This is a genomic window from Agromyces sp. Y575 (assembly GCF_059445445.1).
The window spans coordinates 1,180,911-1,196,406 of record NZ_JCAIUI010000002.1; the positions used below are offsets into that span (position 1 = coordinate 1,180,911).

Annotated in this window: 16 protein-coding genes and 2 pseudogenes; 9 read left to right on the top strand and 9 right to left on the bottom strand. The window is 69.3% G+C overall.

The window, feature by feature from the left end:
* Positions 1–42 precede the first annotated feature (42 nt).
* The 4 genes and pseudogenes from AC1C2U_RS11675 to erm form a co-directional block, all read left to right on the top strand.
* Positions 43–705, top strand: a pseudogene (locus tag AC1C2U_RS11675) (endonuclease/exonuclease/phosphatase family protein); the annotation flags it as partial.
* 170 nt (positions 706–875) lie between these two features.
* Positions 876–1,295 (top strand): pilus assembly protein CpaE, encoded by a 420-nt coding sequence (locus tag AC1C2U_RS11680; RefSeq protein ID WP_495361899.1) that lies wholly within the window; start codon positions 876–878, stop codon positions 1,293–1,295.
* Positions 1,292–1,855 carry a hypothetical protein gene (locus AC1C2U_RS11685; protein WP_495361900.1) on the top strand — a complete coding sequence of 188 codons (564 nt, stop codon included), beginning with the start codon at positions 1,292–1,294 and terminating at the stop codon, positions 1,853–1,855. Before AC1C2U_RS11680 ends, AC1C2U_RS11685 begins: the two co-directional genes overlap by 4 nt.
* Positions 1,856–2,058: 203 nt before the next feature.
* Positions 2,059–2,847: pseudogene (gene erm / locus AC1C2U_RS11690) on the top strand (23S ribosomal RNA methyltransferase Erm); the annotation flags it as partial.
* 91 nt (positions 2,848–2,938) lie between these two features.
* Here the strand turns inward: erm and AC1C2U_RS11695 are convergent.
* On the bottom strand, positions 2,939–3,166 hold the full coding sequence (locus AC1C2U_RS11695; RefSeq protein WP_495361901.1) for a PLDc N-terminal domain-containing protein: 228 nt from the start codon (positions 3,164–3,166) through the stop codon (positions 2,939–2,941).
* A 119-nt stretch (positions 3,167–3,285) separates the two neighbouring features.
* Here AC1C2U_RS11695 and AC1C2U_RS11700 point away from each other — a divergent pair, with 119 nt between their 5' ends.
* Entirely contained in the window at positions 3,286–3,951 is a 666-nt protein-coding gene (locus AC1C2U_RS11700) for a VIT1/CCC1 transporter family protein (protein WP_495361902.1), read from the top strand.
* Positions 3,952–3,982: 31 nt separating this feature from the next.
* On the opposite strand, the gene AC1C2U_RS11705 is transcribed toward AC1C2U_RS11700, so the two are convergent.
* From AC1C2U_RS11705 to AC1C2U_RS11720, 4 genes are all read right to left on the bottom strand, one after another.
* Positions 3,983–4,141 (bottom strand): hypothetical protein, encoded by a 159-nt coding sequence (locus tag AC1C2U_RS11705; protein WP_495361903.1) that lies wholly within the window; start codon positions 4,139–4,141, stop codon positions 3,983–3,985.
* Positions 4,142–4,143: 2 nt separating this feature from the next.
* Positions 4,144–4,644 carry an NUDIX hydrolase gene (locus AC1C2U_RS11710; RefSeq protein WP_495361904.1) on the bottom strand — a complete coding sequence of 167 codons (501 nt, stop codon included), beginning with the start codon at positions 4,642–4,644 and terminating at the stop codon, positions 4,144–4,146.
* A 49-nt stretch (positions 4,645–4,693) separates the two neighbouring features.
* A complete protein-coding gene (gene purL, locus AC1C2U_RS11715; protein ID WP_495361989.1) occupies positions 4,694–6,955 on the bottom strand; it encodes a phosphoribosylformylglycinamidine synthase subunit PurL in 2,262 nt (753 codons plus the stop codon).
* A gap of 314 nt (positions 6,956–7,269) precedes the next feature.
* Positions 7,270–8,910, bottom strand: coding sequence for a DUF222 domain-containing protein (locus tag AC1C2U_RS11720; protein WP_495361905.1), 1,641 nt, complete (start codon positions 8,908–8,910; stop codon positions 7,270–7,272).
* A gap of 368 nt (positions 8,911–9,278) precedes the next feature.
* On the opposite strand from AC1C2U_RS11720, the gene AC1C2U_RS11725 reads away from it, so the two are divergent.
* Entirely contained in the window at positions 9,279–10,496 is a 1,218-nt protein-coding gene (locus AC1C2U_RS11725; RefSeq protein WP_495361906.1) for an MFS transporter, read from the top strand.
* Positions 10,497–10,657: 161 nt separating this feature from the next.
* Here AC1C2U_RS11725 and AC1C2U_RS11730 read toward each other — a convergent pair whose 3' ends face one another.
* Positions 10,658–11,473 carry a shikimate 5-dehydrogenase gene (locus AC1C2U_RS11730; RefSeq protein ID WP_495361907.1) on the bottom strand — a complete coding sequence of 272 codons (816 nt, stop codon included), beginning with the start codon at positions 11,471–11,473 and terminating at the stop codon, positions 10,658–10,660.
* A 171-nt stretch (positions 11,474–11,644) separates the two neighbouring features.
* Positions 11,645–12,106 carry a DUF3817 domain-containing protein gene (locus AC1C2U_RS11735; RefSeq protein ID WP_495361908.1) on the bottom strand — a complete coding sequence of 154 codons (462 nt, stop codon included), beginning with the start codon at positions 12,104–12,106 and terminating at the stop codon, positions 11,645–11,647.
* A 417-nt stretch (positions 12,107–12,523) separates the two neighbouring features.
* Here AC1C2U_RS11735 and AC1C2U_RS11740 point away from each other — a divergent pair, with 417 nt between their 5' ends.
* Both AC1C2U_RS11740 and AC1C2U_RS11745 read left to right on the top strand, forming a co-directional pair.
* A complete protein-coding gene (locus tag AC1C2U_RS11740) occupies positions 12,524–13,057 on the top strand; it encodes an adenine phosphoribosyltransferase (RefSeq protein ID WP_495361909.1) in 534 nt (177 codons plus the stop codon).
* 106 nt (positions 13,058–13,163) lie between these two features.
* Entirely contained in the window at positions 13,164–13,484 is a 321-nt protein-coding gene (locus AC1C2U_RS11745) for a hypothetical protein (RefSeq protein WP_495361910.1), read from the top strand.
* Positions 13,485–13,519: 35 nt separating this feature from the next.
* Here AC1C2U_RS11745 and AC1C2U_RS11750 read toward each other — a convergent pair whose 3' ends face one another.
* Complete coding sequence (locus AC1C2U_RS11750; RefSeq protein ID WP_495361911.1) at positions 13,520–14,188, bottom strand: SDR family oxidoreductase; 669 nt, start codon at positions 14,186–14,188, stop codon at positions 13,520–13,522.
* An 81-nt stretch (positions 14,189–14,269) separates the two neighbouring features.
* Here AC1C2U_RS11750 and AC1C2U_RS11755 point away from each other — a divergent pair, with 81 nt between their 5' ends.
* Positions 14,270–14,632, top strand: a complete 363-nt coding sequence (locus AC1C2U_RS11755) for a winged helix-turn-helix transcriptional regulator (RefSeq protein ID WP_495361912.1) — start codon at positions 14,270–14,272, stop codon at positions 14,630–14,632.
* Between the two features lie 30 nt (positions 14,633–14,662).
* Here the strand turns inward: AC1C2U_RS11755 and AC1C2U_RS11760 are convergent, their stop codons facing one another.
* Entirely contained in the window at positions 14,663–15,370 is a 708-nt protein-coding gene (locus AC1C2U_RS11760) for a 4a-hydroxytetrahydrobiopterin dehydratase (RefSeq protein WP_495361913.1), read from the bottom strand.
* Positions 15,371–15,496 lie beyond the last annotated feature (126 nt).

The following is a 15,496-nucleotide window of genomic DNA, read 5'->3' on the forward strand; positions in this document are numbered from 1 at the left end:
TCCGGGCGAGTCCGGAGCATGGAGTCGTAGGCTGATTCGATCATGCGCGTGATCAGTTACAACCTTCGGAAGCACCGGGCGAGCGGCGAACTCGTCGGCATCGTCGAACGGTACTCGCCCGACATCCTGTGCCTGCAGGAATGCGACACGCACGACCTGCCCCAGCAGATCGACTCCCTCGAACTGGTCGACGCGACGCAGAGCAATCGCCTCGGCCTCGCACTGTACTATCGCGCCGACCGGTTCCGGGCGGTGCGCGTGCAGACGTTCGTGCTCAAGAAGTCGCTCCACGACCGGTTGCTGGCACCCGCTCACGAGCGACTCATCGGAGTGCGTCTCTTCGATCTGGAGGCGCAGCGCGAGGTGATCGTCGCGTCGTTCCACGCGGCGCCGCTGACCGCGCTCAACTCGTTGCGACGGCACCAGATCAAGTCGGCGCTCGGCGAGCTGCAGTTTCTCGGGCCCGGTCTGCCGACGCTCATGGTGGGCGACTACAACTACCCGATCTTCAAGGAGAACCTCGGCGAGAAGGTGCGCGACTCGGGGTACGACCTGACCCTCAGCGACAAGCGCACGTACACGCGGTACAAGTTCTTCCGCGGGCACTTCGACCTCGCGACCTCGGTCGGGCTCGACATCGTCGGCATCGAGACGCTCGCGCGAGGCTCGTCCGATCACATGCCGATTCTCGTGGATGCGAACTACAGTGAGCCCGGTTCGGTGGGCGGCGCGGGGGCCGTGGGTTCGGTGGGTGCCGCGAGTTCGGGGGGTGCCGCGAGTTCGGGGGGTGCCGCGGGTTCGGTGAGCGTGGTGTACGAATCGGGCGCGGTCAGCGAAGCAGACGAGCCGAGCATTCCGGGCGCGGCAGGCATCCCGTGATCAGCCGCGAGCTCGCGCTCGCGTTACGGGAGGCCGGGCTCACGTGGCATCCGGAATCTGGTGACCGCTTTCAGCTCGACCTGCCCGACTCGGTCGAGACCGAGGTCGAGGCCGACGTGTTCACGGTCAGTGAGATGACGATCGAGGCGCACCGGTTCCCGACCGGCACCATGCTCGGGTTCAACGGCACCACCGAGTGGGCGCTCGACTCGGTCTCGATCGGCGACGCCGTGTGGCTGCCCCGAGAAGACCAGCTCCGGGAGCTGCTGCGATCGACATTCCGTGCGCTCCGGCGACTCGACGACGCGTTCGAGGTCGAGGTCGATCTCGCCGGCGAACAGCGGCGCTTCGAGCATCCGGATGTCTCGGAGGCCTACGGCCGAGCCCTGCTCGAGCTCATCGGCCGGTCGCGATGACGGATGCCGCGGGCGACGCGCCGGCCGGCATGGGTGATGCCGGCGGGCTCACCGTCGCGCAGGGCGTTACGGAAGCGGTCGCGCAGGCAGTTGCCGCCCTCCGTGTCGGCGCAGCTCGCGACGAAGCGCTCGCCGAGTACGTGCCGGAACGGCGAGTCGTGGGAATCCCGCGCGCTGCGAGGATGAGCTCGCTCGGCCGGGTGTGGCGGCTCGGTGCGCTGCTCCTCGCTGCCGACGGCGGCCTCCTCGCGACGGGCAGGGTGGTGCGGGCCGAACTTCCTGCCCGTCGCAGCACACCGGCGGCGGCGATCGCCGAGCAGCGCGCCTTTCGGGCTGCCGCGATCAAGGGTGGCTTCAGCGAGGGCGAGACCGTGAACTTCGACGCGGCACCGGTCAGCCTCGTCGAACTGGCTGGCGCCGGGGCATCCGGACCCCTCGTGGTCGTCGGCGATGCGGTGTTCGTACGCTGGAATCCGGCCGGGCCCGACGCGCTCACCGCCCTCGACCGGTATCTCGCCGACCGCATCGAGCTGCTCGTGAACCCGCCGTCGGGCGCCTGAGCTGCTTCCGGGCTGCGCGCGATTTGCGCATTTGCTAGTGTCGACGATCGTGTCCTGTAATTTCTCGGCAATGATCATTCGGCCCCGCACCGCCTGAGGCGGGGCGACCGAACACTTTTCGCGTCCCTCCGCCTCGGCCATAACCCTGGCCGCGGTGCGTCTTCGGCGTGCCCGGCTGACGATCCTCGCCAGCGGAGCTTTCATTGCGCACACACACTTCTTCTTCCACCTCTGCCCACCCATTTGCGTCCGACGTCGGCGGCCGCCACGAGCTCGGGCAGAACTTCCTCGTCGATCAGAGGGTCGTCGAACGAATCGTCACGTTGACCGCCCGGACACCGGGCCCGATCGTCGAGCTCGGTGCCGGGAGCGGTGCACTCACGCGCCCGCTCGTCGACCTCGGGAGGCCGCTCACCGCGCTCGAGATCGACCCTCGGCGAGCGGCCGCGCTGCGTCGTGATCTCGGCAGTGCAGCGACCGTCGTGCAGGCCGACGCGCTCACGTGGCGGTACCCCGTCGAGCCGCACGTGGTCGTCGGCAACGTGCCGTTCCATCTCACGACGGCCATCATGCGATCGCTCCTCGCCCGCGCGCACTGGACCGACGCGGTTCTCCTCACCCAATGGGAGGTCGCGAGGCGACGCTGCGGGGTCGGTAGCTCGAGTCTCCTGACGGCCCAATGGGACCCGTGGTTCGAGTTCACGCTCCACGGGCGCGTGCCTGCGCGCGCGTTCCGACCGTCGCCGTCGGTCGACGGCGGGGTCTTCACCATGGAGCGGCGTCGGCGGCCGCTCGTCGACATGGTTGATCGCCCGGCGTACCAGGCATTCGTCGCCGAGGTCTACCGCGGGCGCGGGCGGGGGCTCGCGCAGATTCTGACGCGAACGTCGCGACCGCTGAGCACCGATCGAGCGCGGATGCTGCTGCGCACACTCGCGATCCCCGACCACGTGCTGCCGACGAGACTCACGTGGCAGCACTGGGCCGCCGTCTGGACGGAAGTCCGATCGAGCACCGGAACGAGCACCGGAACGAAGACCCGTTCTCGCCGCGGACCCCAGCGCGAGCCGCGGACGCGCGGCGCTAGCGGAGGTCGCGGGTGAGGCGAATGCCGAACGGATGGGGCCCGGCGGCGAACCACACGATCGAGCCGACGAGCGGGAAGCAGATCACCGCGATCGCCCAGACCCACCGTTCGAGCTCGTTCAGCTCGTCGCTGCGGAAGATGCGCGACACGACCCAGAGGATGACGGCGAGGTACCCGACGGCCAGCACGAGTGCGACGAGGTTCCAGGCGAAGAATCCGTCCAATGTCTCATCCGTTCGTCGCAATCGAGCGCAGCAGGTGCTCGTCACCGACAGGCTACCTTCACGCCCGGTGCATTCGGGCGTTCACCGCCAGAATGGGTGCATCGGCATGGGGAGGGCGCATGAGGTGGTACCGCACCGACGCGGCCCGCGACTTCGCCGTTGCCGCCAACGACGGCATCATCACCACCGCCGGTGTGCTGCTCGGTTTCGCCGGCGCCGGCGCATCGAGCACGACGCTCCTCGTCGCCTCGCTCTCGGCCCTCGTGGCGGGCTCCGTCGCGGGCTTCGGGGCGAAGTACGCGGAACTCGCGGCCGAGCGCGACACCGAGCGGGCGCTGATCATCGAGACGGAGCGCGACATCAGCGAGGACGCGAGCGACGATCTCGAGGACCTCGCCGCGCACTTCGTCGATCGCGGTGTGCCGCGCGACCTGGCGCGCGAAGTCGCCCAGCGGATGCACGCGCATGACGCCGTCGGTGCCCAGCTCGAGGCCGAGCACGGCATCGACGAACCGATGCCGGCTTCGGGCCCGTTGCTCGGCGCGTTCGCGAACGCGGCGGCACTCGCCACCGGTTCGCTGCTTCCGCTGATCATGCTGCTCTCCTATCCGGCCGCCTGGGAGGAGTGGGCGGTCGCCGTCGCGACCCTCATCTCGCTCGCCGTGACGAGCGTGCTCATCGCGCTCTCTGCGCGTACCTCCGTGCCCCGGGCGCTGCGCCGCACGATCGGCATCGGCGTGGCGACGATGGGGCTCAGCTTCCTCGCGGGTCTCCTCGTCTTCTGAGCGGGCGCGCGGAGTCAGCGGCCGCGGCCACCTACTCCGCGGCCACCGGCGCCGGTCTCGCTGCCATGGCTGTGGCGATGGCCGTCGCTGGCGCGCGGATGCAACGCACGACGACGCCGATGACGATCGCGAGTGCGAACACCGCGGTCGGCACCCAGATGAGGGTGGCCTGCCACGACTCGGAGGCCACGGTCAGAACCCGTAGGGTGTGACCGGGGCGAGCGTGCCACGCCGCATCGCGTCGAGTACGGCGAGCTCGTGCGGCACGACCGGGTCGGGCAGGCCGTCGAGCGGGAACCAGGCGAGCTCGGCCGCCTTGTCTTCCATCGGGCGAGGCTCTCCACGCCATTCGGTGGCGGCGAAGAACACGTCGATGCGTTCGTCGATCGCCCGATGCGGCGTGCCCTCGGTGCGGTGCATGACGGTCAGCACCGTGAGCGCCGACTCGTCGAGATCGACGCCGAGCTCTTCGCGGGTCTCGCGAACCGCGGCCGCGAGAAGCGACTCTCCGGCCTCGACATGACCGGCCGCGCCGCACGCCCAGTGCTCGTCGAAGTACCCCGTGCCGTGGCGCAGTTGCAGCAGCACTTCGTCGCCCCTTCGCAGCACGACGTAGGCGGCCGGGATGACCGCGAATCTGCCGTGCGACGCGGCATACGCCTCGGTGTACACGGTTCCGTCGGACTCGGTCATCGGGTCTCGATACGCTTCGCTACACGACCAACAACTCGACCGGCGTGCGTCAGTACCCGACGATGGGCCCGAACGCCTCGGCGAGCGGGGCGCGGTTCACACCGCGCAGCTCGTCGATGGAGAGGGTGAAGAGACCCTGCACTTCGAGGGCGGCGGATGTCGCATCCGTCACGCCGATGCGCCGCACCGGGTAGTCGCGGCCCTCGCAGAGCCCACGGAACTTGACGTCGTCTTCGCGGGGCACCGTCACGATGACCCGGCCGGAGGACTCGGAGAAGAGTGCGGTCGCGAGGTCGATGCCGGCGTCGCCGGCGACCTCGTCGAGCACCACGCGGGCGCCGAGGCCGAAACGACCGACCGCTTCGGCGAGGGCGACCGCGAGGCCGCCATCGGAGAGGTCGTGGGCCGAATCGATGAGCCCCTCGATCGCAGCCGCGTTGAGCAGCTCGGCGAGGCGCTTCTCACCGGCGAGATCGACGGCCGGCGGGCGTCCGCCGAGGTGGCCGTGCACGACGCCGGCCCACGCGGAGCCGTCGAGCTCGAGCGCGGTGTCGCCCAACAGGTAGATGTTGTGCCCGTCATCCTGCCAGCCCGACGGGATGCGGCGCGCGACGTCGTCGATCACGCCGAGCACGGCGATCACGGGCGTCGGGTGGATCGGCACATCGCCGGTCTGGTTGTAGAAGCTGACGTTGCCGCCCGTGACGGGAATGCCGAGCTCGAGGCATCCGTCTGAAAGGCCCTCGACCGTCTCGGAGAACTGCCACATGACCTCGGGGTTCTCGGGGGAGCCGAAGTTCAGGCAGTCGGAGACGGCCGCCGGCACCGCGCCGGAGACGGCGACGTTGCGGTACGCCTCGGCGAGGGCGAGCTTCGCGCCCTGGCGCGGGTCGAGCTGCGAGTAGCGCCCGTTGGCGTCGGTCGCGATCGAGACGCCGAGGCCGGACTCCTCGTCGACGCGCACCATGCCCGCGTCGTCGGGGTAGCTGAGCGCCGTGTTGCCGAGCACGTACTTGTCGTACTGGTTCGTGACCCACGCGGCATCCGCCTGGTTCGCCGAGCCGATGAGCTGCAGGAACTGCGCGCGGATCTCGTCAGGCGTCGTGGGCCGGTCGAGCTTCGCGGCGGTGTCGGCCTGCAGCGCGTCGATCCAGGTGGGGTAGGCGACGGGGCGCTCGTAGACGGGGCCGTCGACGGCGACGGTGCGCGGGTCGACGTTCACGATCTCTTCGCCGTGCCACATGATGCTGAGGCGGCCGGTGTCGGTGACCTCGCCGAGCACGCTCGTCTCGACGTCCCACTTCGCGACGACCTCGAGGAAGCCGGCGAGCTTCTCGGGGCGCACGATCGCCATCATGCGCTCTTGACTCTCGCTCATGAGGATCTCTTCGGGCGTGAGCGTGGGGTCGCGCAACAGCACGTCGTCGAGCACGATCGCCATGCCGCCGTCGCCGTTGGAGGCGAGCTCGGAGGTCGCGCACGAGATGCCGGCTGCGCCGAGGTCTTGGATGCCCTCGACGAGGCCGCCCGCGAAGAGCTCGAGGCAGCACTCGATGAGTACCTTCTCTGCGAAGGGGTCGCCGACCTGCACCGCGGGGCGCTTGGTCGGGCCGCCCTCGGCGAAGGTGTCGGAGGCGAGGATCGACGCGCCGCCGATGCCGTCGCCGCCCGTGCGGGCGCCGAAGAGCACGACCTTGTTGCCGGCGCCCTTCGCGTTGGCGAGGTGCAGGTCTTCGTGGCGCATGACGCCGACCGCGAGGGCGTTCACGAGCGGGTTCGCCTGGTAGATCGGGTCGAACCAGGTCTCGCCGCCGATGTTCGGCAGGCCGAGGCAGTTGCCGTAGAAGCTGATGCCCGACACGACGCCGTGCACGACGCGTGCAGTGTCGGGGTGGTCGATCGCGCCGAACCGCAGGGCGTCCATGACCGCGACCGGGCGGGCGCCCATGGAGATGATGTCGCGCACGATGCCGCCGACGCCGGTTGCTGCGCCCTGGAACGGCTCGATGTAGCTCGGGTGGTTGTGGCTCTCGATCTTGAAGGTGACCGCCCAGCCCTCGCCGACGTCGATGACGCCCGCGTTTTCACCCATGCCCACCATGAGGTTCTTCTTCATCTCGGGCGTGACCTTCTTGCCGAACTGCTTCAGGTAGATCTTGCTCGACTTGTAGGAGCAGTGCTCGCTCCACATGACGGAGTACATCGCGAGTTCGGCGCTCGTGGGGCGGCGGCCGAGGATGTTGCGGATGCGCTCGTACTCGTCGGGCTTCAGGCCCAGCGCGGCGTACGGCTGCTCCTTTTCAGGAGTCACTGCGGCGACCTCGACGGTGTCGAGCGCCGGCGTCGCGGTGCTCCCTGAGCCCGTCGAAGGGGCAGCGGTGTTGGCGGGGGCTTCAGTGGTCACGAGTGGCGAGCTCCAGAGAACGGCGGCGAGCGGATGCCGCGGGGCGGATGCCTGACCCCGCAAGTCTACCGGCCGCTGTGGTGCGACTGCGGCGCCCCGACCGGGCGCTGTGGTGCGACCGTGGCGCCCCCGACCCGGCGCTGTGGTGCGACCGTGGCGCCCCGACCGGGCGCTGTGGTGCGACCGTGGCGCCCCGACCGGCCGTTGCGATGCGACCGGTCTCACGCAACCGCTGTGACCACTCCGGCGGCCGAGGCTGAGGTGGTGGGCACGGGCACGGGCATGGGCACAGGCGTGGGCAACGACCGCTGCCGTTCGACCTGCGGCGAATTGTCGGGATGCCGTGCTGGGCCATGGCGAGACAGGAGGTGACGCGCTGCCACATTGCCCGGTCGGGGCCGTTGCTCGGGGTCGAGGTGTGCGGGCGGGACGAACCAGCTGCGAGCATCGCGGATGAAGATGCTCCACCCGTCGTCGTGGACCCGATGATGATGGAAGCTGCAGAGCATGATGCCGTTCGCCACGTCGGTGCGGCCACGGTGGCGCTTCCACCACGCGATGTGGTGAGCCTGGGCATGCGACGGGGGTCGGTGGCAGCCCGGCCATGCGCAGCCGCCGTCTCGTTCGACGAGCGCGATCTTCTGGGCCGGGGAGAATCGCCTTGCCGCGCGGCCGAGCTCGAGGGGTTCGCATCCGTTGCGCATGAGCAGCGGGGCGACCCCGGCCGACTCGGCGAGTTCGCGCGCGGTGGTGGCCGACACGGGCTGATCGACGCCGTCGATGTTCGCGTGCCCACGCCCTGTCACGAGCGCATCGACATCGATGCGGGCGACGACGCTGACCCCTCGAAGTGCTGGCGGTGCGGCCGCGCTCGAGAGGGACAGCCTCGCGATGTCGGCCAGCGCATCGGCGTTCATCTGCCCGATCGTGCGTTCTTCGCGGAAGAGGGGGTCGGCGGCCTCGACCTCGCCGTCACCTGGGTCGGACACGAAACCTGCGCCAGAATCGCCGTCAGCGTTGCCGTCAGCGTTGCCGTCGGCGCCGGAGCCGGGCGCCGTGTGGTCGCCCGTCGCCCCGAACGGACGCTTCGCATCTCGTGCCCGGTGCAGTTCGGCACCGACGAGCGCCTCGATCGCGAGCTTGATCGGTGCCCCGTTCGCCGGATCGAACGCGCCCTTCAGATTGATCATGCCCGCCGCGTCTTGCCAGATGGAGAGACCTCGCCGGGACCGGAGCTCGTCTTCGCGCGGCTTCACACCGTCTGGATCGAGGTGCGCTTCGAGCTGTTTGATCAAGCGCGTGAGCCCGTCGACGCCGACCATCGGAGCGCGGTCGACGAGGAGCAGTTCTGCGGCGTCGACCTCGTCGCGCGCGACGACCGGCGGCAGGTGGTCGAGAAACCGGCGGATGACCTCGGCCGCAGCGACGCCGAGCGTGCCTGCATCGAGCGCGGAAGCAACATGCGGATGCCGCGGGGGCAGGGCCTCGCCGGTGAACGAGGCACGGTGGCTCGTGGCCTGACCCACCGCGACGAGCCGTGCGGCATCGGAGTAGCGGCCGCCGGTCGTCTGTGCGATCAGCCGCTCGGGCGAGGAGAAGCCGTGCTTTCGCGACAAGTCGTCGCCGTCGCCACCGCCACGCGAGCGCTCGGCGATGCCGGCTGCGCAACGTGCTTGCAGGGCCTCGACGCGGCGACCGAGCCTGGCCAACGACTCGGTCGCGCGCATGAGCCCGTCGTCGCTCATGACGCCGATGTCGGCCTCAGCGTCGCGCGACGCGGCGAGCAGGGCTCCCGCCCACTCCTGCAGCACCGACGCGCACACCGCTTCGAGTTCGCGGAGTGCTGCAGGGGCTTCGGGCATGTCACTATTCTAGCGGGTTTCAGACTCAAATACGAATGAATGTTCGAATGTGGAGAACTCGAGTGGGACGCCCCGAGGTGCACCGCCCCGAGGTGCACCGCCCGAATGCGCCGCCCCGAAGCGCGCCGCCCCGAGGTGCACCGCCCCCGGAACCCGAGCCGCCCACGAGCCACCCGCGAACCTCCACGAACCCCGCGAACCCCCACGAACCACCTGCACCCAGCGGCATCCGCTCTGTAGACTGAACGCGGTCGCCGCATTCTCGGCGGCCCTGGGCGCGCACATCAGCGCGCAGTCGACCCGCCGTCGGCCACTCGCGGAGCCCCGCCCCGCCGTCCGCGGGGAACGCCCTTCGCTCAGGTACTCCCATGACGCCGTCCACTCCCGTCGATCGAACCGACACCACGCCCGCCCTCGCGCCGCCGTTCCCGTGGCTCGGCCTCATCGTGCTCGCCGCCGCCGTCTTCCTCTCGGTCACTATCGAGATGATCCCGACGGGCCTGCTGCCCGACATGAGCCGCGAGCTCGAGGTCAGCGAGCCCCTCATCGGCCTGCTCGTCACCGTGTTCGCCGCGACCGTCGTGGTGCTCACGGTGCCGCTGTCGGCCCTGACCAAGCGGATGCCGCGACACACCCTCATCGTCATCGCGCTCGCCGTGCTCGCGGTCAGTTGCGTGCTCACCGCGTTCGCGCCGAACTACGGCACGGTGCTCGCCACCCGCATCCTCGGCGGCGCAGCCCACGGCCTGTTCTGGTCGGTCGTCGGTGCGTACGCAGGCCACCTCGTGCCGAAGGAGCAGCTCGCCCGCGCCGTCTCTATCAGCGTCGCGGGCGGCTCGCTCGCGTTCGTGCTCGGCGTTCCGCTCGGCACGGCGCTCGGCCAGGCCTTCGGCTGGCGGCTCGCGTTCGCCGGAATCGGCGTGCTCACACTCCTCGGCGCCCTCCTCGTCTGGCGATTCCTTCCTCCAGTACGGCACCATGCGGGCGAGACGGATGCCGCGCCGCTCCGTCTGCGCAGTGATCCCACGTTCGTGCCCGTACTCGTCGTCTGCCTGATCACCGCGGTCACGATGGTCGGTGCGTACACCTTCTACACCTACGTCGCGCCCTTCATCACCGAGGTCATGGGACTGCCGGCCAGCGCCATCAGCCCGATGCTGCTCGCCTACGGCATCGCGGGCGCGGTCGGCCTCGTGTTCGCGGGAACCGTGCTCGGACGCCGCCCCACCGTCGGACTCGCCGTCGCGCTCATCGCGACGGGCCTCGGCGTCGCGGGTCTCGCGCTCTTCCCGCAGGTGCCGGGCGTCGGCATCGCGTGCTTCCTCCTGTGGGGCACGGCGTTCGGGGCGCTCCCGCCGATGCTCAACACACGCTTGCTGCATTCGGCGTCGGCGCGCATCCGCGATGCCGCGGCATCCATCTACACGACGGCCTTCAACACCGGCATCGGCGGCGGGGCGCTGCTCGGCGCGATCCTGTTCGGCGTGATCGGGCTCGGCGGACTTCCGTGGGTCTTCGTGGCGCTGCTCGCGTGCTCGAGCACCGCCCTCATCTGGACCGCTGCCGTCAATCGCGTGCACCGCTGACGATTCGACCGTTGGTCGAGTCGTTTCCGTTGGTCGAGTCGCGAGCGAAGCGAGCGTATCGAGACCTGGGGGCGGGGTCTCGATACGCGGGCTCCTTCGTCGCGCACTCCTCGACCGGCGGTGGGGCTCCTTCGTCGCGCGTTACTCGACCGGCGGGGCAGCTACTCGGCTCGTGAGAACGCGGCGGCGCGCTCGATCTGCTCGCGCGTGAGCGGCACGCCCGTATAGCGCTCGAACTGCGCCGCTGCCTGCATCGCGTGCACCTCGGCCCCGCTGATCACGAGCTTGCCGGCGGCCCGCGCTGCTGAGACGAGCGGCGTCTCCGCCGGGAACGCGACCACGTCGAACACCACGGATGCCGCACCGACATGCTCCGCCGAGAACGAGAGCGCCGAAGCATCCGCCCCGTGCATGCCGAGCGGGGTGACGTTCACGATGACGTCGGCGCCGGGCTCGGGATCGGTCGGCGTCCACGCGTAGCCGTACTGCCCGGCGAGCGCCGGCCCGAGAGAAGAATTGCGCGCGACGACCACCACGTCGTCGAAGCCCGCGCCGCGGAACGCCGCGACCACGGCCTTCGCCATGCCGCCCGAACCGCGCACGAGCACGCGCTGCGCGGGGTCGAGCTCGTGCTCGGCGATGAGCTGCGCGATCGCCTCGTAATCGGTGTTCGACGCGGTGAGCACGCCGCCGTCGTTCACGATCGTGTTGACCGACTCGATCGCCGCCGCCGAGGGCTCGACGACGTCGACGAGCGGGATCACCGCCTCTTTGAACGGCATCGACACGGAGCATCCGCGAATTCCGAGCGCACGGATGCCGCGCACGGCGCCCTCGAGGTCGTCGGTCGTGAACGCCTTGTAGATGAAGTTCAGGCCGAGCTCGTCGTAGAGGAAGTTGTGGAACCGTGTGCCGAGGTTCGACGGCCGGCCCGCGAGCGAGATGCAGACCGCCATGTCCTTGTTGAGGATGGGCATGCTGCAATCTTCCCGCAGCCGCAGCCGCAGCCGCAGCCGCAGCCGCAGCCGCAGCCGTTGGTCGAGTAGCGCGAAGCGCGTATCGAGACCCTGCCGATCGGTCTCGGCACGGCATCGGCGACCACAACAGCGTCGACGTCCGAGAGCGGATGCCGCGGCATCCGCACCTCATCAAGCCTCGCGACCCCCGGGCGGGCCGATCACGAGCAGCCCCGCGAAGACGACGGCGATGCCGACGACCGCGAGCGACACGAGCAGCACGGGCCGCGCGAGGAACCAGCGCAGCAGTCCGTTGACCCAGTTCGAATCGGCGGGATGATCCGTTTTCTCGCGGCGCCAGTCGCCCTCGAGGTGGCCCTTTCGCACGAGCCACAGTTCGAAGGGGATGGTCGCGTAGGGCACGATCGCGGTGAGCACGGCGAAGGCGATGCGGCCGACGTTCCAGCGCTGGTTGACGCCGATGATGACCGAGGCGAGGGCGTACGACAGGAACACGAACCCGTGGATCGAACCGCCGACGAGCACCGCCCACTCGACGCCGGCGGCGTACTTCAGGATCATCGCGACGATGAGGATCGTCCACGTGACGGCCTCGGCGAAGGCGAGGCCGCGGTACAGGCGTTTCGGTGACACAGGCGCTCCAGAGCTCGGTTGCTTCCATCGTGTCAGGCCCGGCTGCATGCCCGCATCGAACGAACGATTGACCCATCTGCTGGTTGAGCCTGTCGAAACCCCCCGTCTTTTCTGCTGGTTGAGCCTGTCGAACCCCCCCCCCCCCCGTCTCCTCTGCTGGTTGAGCCTGTCGAAACCCCCCGTCTCTTCTGCTGGTTGAGCCTGTCGAAACCCGCCGTCTCTTCTGCTGGTTGAGCTTGTCGAAACCGTCGTCTCCTCTGCTGGTTGAGCCTGTCGAAACCCGCCGTCTCTTCTGCTGGTTGAGCCTGTCGAAACCGTCGTCTCCTCTGCTGGTTGAGCCTGTCGAAACCGTCGCCTCGAGGTCTCGACGAGCTCGACCGGCACTCGCGCTCGGCCGGTGCGCGGTAGCCTTGGCCGGTGACCGAGCAGTCTGCACGCGAGCTCGTCTCGAGCCTCATCGCGTCGATCCCCGATTTCCCCGAACCGGGCGTGACGTTCCGCGACCTGACCCCGGTGTTCGCGAGCGGGCCGGCGCTGCACGCGCTCGGCACCTCTCTGACGGAGCCGTTCGCCGGCCGGTTCGACGACATCGGCGGGGTCGAGGCGCGCGGGTTCCTCATCGCGGGTGCAGCCTCGGCGATCTGCGGCGCAGGCGTGCTCACGATTCGCAAGGCCGGAAAGCTGCCGCGAGCGGTACTCCGTGAGGACTACGCCCTCGAGTACGGCACCGCAGCGCTCGAGGTGCACGAGGGCGAGTTGCCGCCGGGTTCCCGCGTACTCATCGTCGACGACGTGCTCGCGACCGGCGGTACGGTCGCGGCCGCCGCACGGCTCGTCGAACGCGCCGGCTGGCAGGTGGCCGGCATCTCGGTCGCCCTCGAGCTCACCGACCTCGGCGGGCGCGGCGCGCTCGGCGACCGCTACGAGATCTTCTCGCTGCTGCAGTACTGAGCGCTCTTTCGGCCAGAGCGGATGCCGCGGACTCCGAGCGCCGCGGAACCGCCATGGTCATCGCGGACGTTCCTTGGTAGCGTTTGCCTCCGAACGAGGAGGTCCGATGCGGGACAGCATGCCGAAGCGAACGCTCTGGTGGGGCGTCGCCCTGTCGCTCGCGGGAGCCGTCCTGGCCGCGTACGTGCGCCCTGAGCTCTACGCGACAGCTTGGCTCAACGCCCAGCCCGGGCAGACCGTGCTGATCTTCTGGCTCCTGGCGATCGACCTGGTGAACACACTCGTGCTGCCGCTCGGCACCGCGCTCATCGCGGCATCCCTCGTCATGTTCTACATCCGCGGGCGCTCGCAGCCCGTCGCCGTCGACGCCGAGCGCCCGAAGCGCTGGGTGCTGCCCGAACCGCTCGAGCGCCGCACCGACCGCTGAGCCGGCCGGCTCTGGCGTCGCTCGCGCGGGGAGTGTCACCGGCGTCCGCCGTCGAGGCGCAGGGTCTCGCCGGTGAAGTACGGGGCGGACATGATCCACAGCACCGCGTCGACGACGTCTTCAACGGATCCTGTCGCACCGACGAGCGTCCGGGAGGCGGCTGCGGTGAGGAACGCCGCCTTCTCCGCACCGCGGGCGTCCCAGAGACCTGAGTCGATGATCCCCGGAGAGATCGCGTTCACGCGTACCGGAGCGAGTTCGGCGGCCAGGTGTTGGGCTGCGAACGCGATGGCGCCGTTGGCGATTCCCGTGGCATAGCTCCCGGAACCGGGACGCCAGGCGACCTGACCGGAGAAGAGGGTCAGCGATTGCCGGATCTGGAAGTGCTTGGCCAGCAGGAGGGGACCGGTGATCTTCGCCGCGATCGCCTCCTGCACCCGGGAGAGCTCCATCGCGCGGATCGGTGCACTGTACGTCATGCTGGCGGTCGAGATCAGGTGATCAATGGGACCGATGTGCTGCGCGGCCGCAGCCACAGACGCCTCGTCACGCAGGTCGATGCGCATTGTCGTCTCATCACGCGGCGCGTGTGCGGAGACGGTCACGTGTGCGTCTTCCGCATCTGCGCCCGCCGCGATGGCGGCGCCCAAGCGGTGGGTTCCGCCGATGACGAGGACGGTCTTGTTGGCGAGTCTTCCAGTCACGTTCTTCTCCGATCGGGTGCCGATACACCCGACGCTATGGAAAGGTAACTGGTGACTTCAACGTAACCGGAGAGGTTCCATATGGCGTACAACATCATGTCCGCGAGCTGTCCATCGCGTATCGTGCTGCGGCGCATCGGCGCACGATGGACGGTGTTCATCGTCAACGCGCTCGAACACGAGCCGATGAGATTCACCGCCCTGGCGACCCGAATCCAAGGGATCACCCCGAAGGTCCTCGCGGAAACGCTCCGGTCCCTGGAGGAAGACGGCCTGATATCCCGAACCGTATTCGACGAGAACCCCCCTCACGTCGAGTACGAACTCACGGAACTCGGCCGCTCGCTCCTGGTGCCGCTCCGCGCCGTGAGGGAATGGGCCGAAGAACACGTCCCCGCTGTCCTCGCCGCCCGGGCCGCTCCCAGGCCAACAAACGCGAAATAGTTCCCGCTGTGGTCACCCGAGTCGGCGGGTTCACTCCTTCTTCGCCGCGGACACGTCGACGCAGACGATTCCCTTGTTGCCGTCCTGATCGGCGATGACCGTGAGCGAGGGCGCGTCGCTGTCATCGACGACGATCCCGCCCGCGGCGAGGGCGGAGGCGATCCGCTGCTCGGCCACCTCGGGCGCCACATAGACCTCGATGTGGAACCGCTGACGCGGAGTCTCGTGCTCGTCGGTTTCCCCGAACCAGAGGTTCGGTACCCGTCCCGTGGCGTCCCGGATCTCGTCGCTGGGGGACCCGCGGCCCTGGGACTCGGCGCTCCCGGTCAGGAGGGCGGCCCACACTGGGGCGATGGTCGCGGAGCGGGCCGTGTCGAGGCCGAGCTCGATGTCGCTGACCGAGGCCGGGTCGGCGTCGAGGTCGTGGTCGGCGGCGATCTCGGTGATCCGCCGCGCGAGGTCGACGTCCTGCTGGGTCACCCATTCGACGACGTGTTCGGTACCCTCGTCGTCGCGGTAGATGGCGTCGTCGCTGACCAGCTCGAGGTCGACGTACCCGTTGCCGATCGATACGCGCGGATGGTGGCCGAGCGCGTCGCCGGCCTCGCCCACCGCGACGACGAACCGTGCTCCCGTGCCGAAGTCGTCGACCACGTACCGGGCATGCAGTCCCTGGGCCAGTTTGCGCCAGTCGGTCAGGTCGGCCGCGGCGATCTGTTCGCCCTTCAGCATGTCCATAGACGTGAGTGTAACTCGGGTTCAACCGCGGCGGCATCGGAGAATCCACTTCGAGCTCGTTCTGCCGTTGGACCTCTTGCAGACGCGCCTCCCCGCGACACCGGAAGCGCCGAAGATCCAATGGTG

What these genes read in the sequence shown, in the direction of transcription:
- AC1C2U_RS11720 (WP_495361905.1), bottom strand. Translation starts at nt 8,910, where the DNA reads ATGCCCGAAGCCCCTGCAGCACTCCGCGAACTCGAAGCGGTGTGCGCG.
- AC1C2U_RS11725 (WP_495361906.1), top strand. Translation starts at nt 9,279, where the DNA reads ATGACGCCGTCCACTCCCGTCGATCGAACCGACACCACGCCCGCCCTC.
- AC1C2U_RS11730 (WP_495361907.1), bottom strand. Translation starts at nt 11,473, where the DNA reads ATGCCCATCCTCAACAAGGACATGGCGGTCTGCATCTCGCTCGCGGGC.
- AC1C2U_RS11755 (WP_495361912.1), top strand. Translation starts at nt 14,270, where the DNA reads ATGGCGTACAACATCATGTCCGCGAGCTGTCCATCGCGTATCGTGCTG.
- AC1C2U_RS11710 (WP_495361904.1), bottom strand. Translation starts at nt 4,644, where the DNA reads ATGACCGAGTCCGACGGAACCGTGTACACCGAGGCGTATGCCGCGTCG.
- AC1C2U_RS11700 (WP_495361902.1), top strand. Translation starts at nt 3,286, where the DNA reads ATGAGGTGGTACCGCACCGACGCGGCCCGCGACTTCGCCGTTGCCGCC.
- AC1C2U_RS11760 (WP_495361913.1), bottom strand. Translation starts at nt 15,370, where the DNA reads ATGGACATGCTGAAGGGCGAACAGATCGCCGCGGCCGACCTGACCGAC.
- AC1C2U_RS11745 (WP_495361910.1), top strand. Translation starts at nt 13,164, where the DNA reads ATGCGGGACAGCATGCCGAAGCGAACGCTCTGGTGGGGCGTCGCCCTG.
- AC1C2U_RS11685 (WP_495361900.1), top strand. Translation starts at nt 1,292, where the DNA reads ATGACGGATGCCGCGGGCGACGCGCCGGCCGGCATGGGTGATGCCGGC.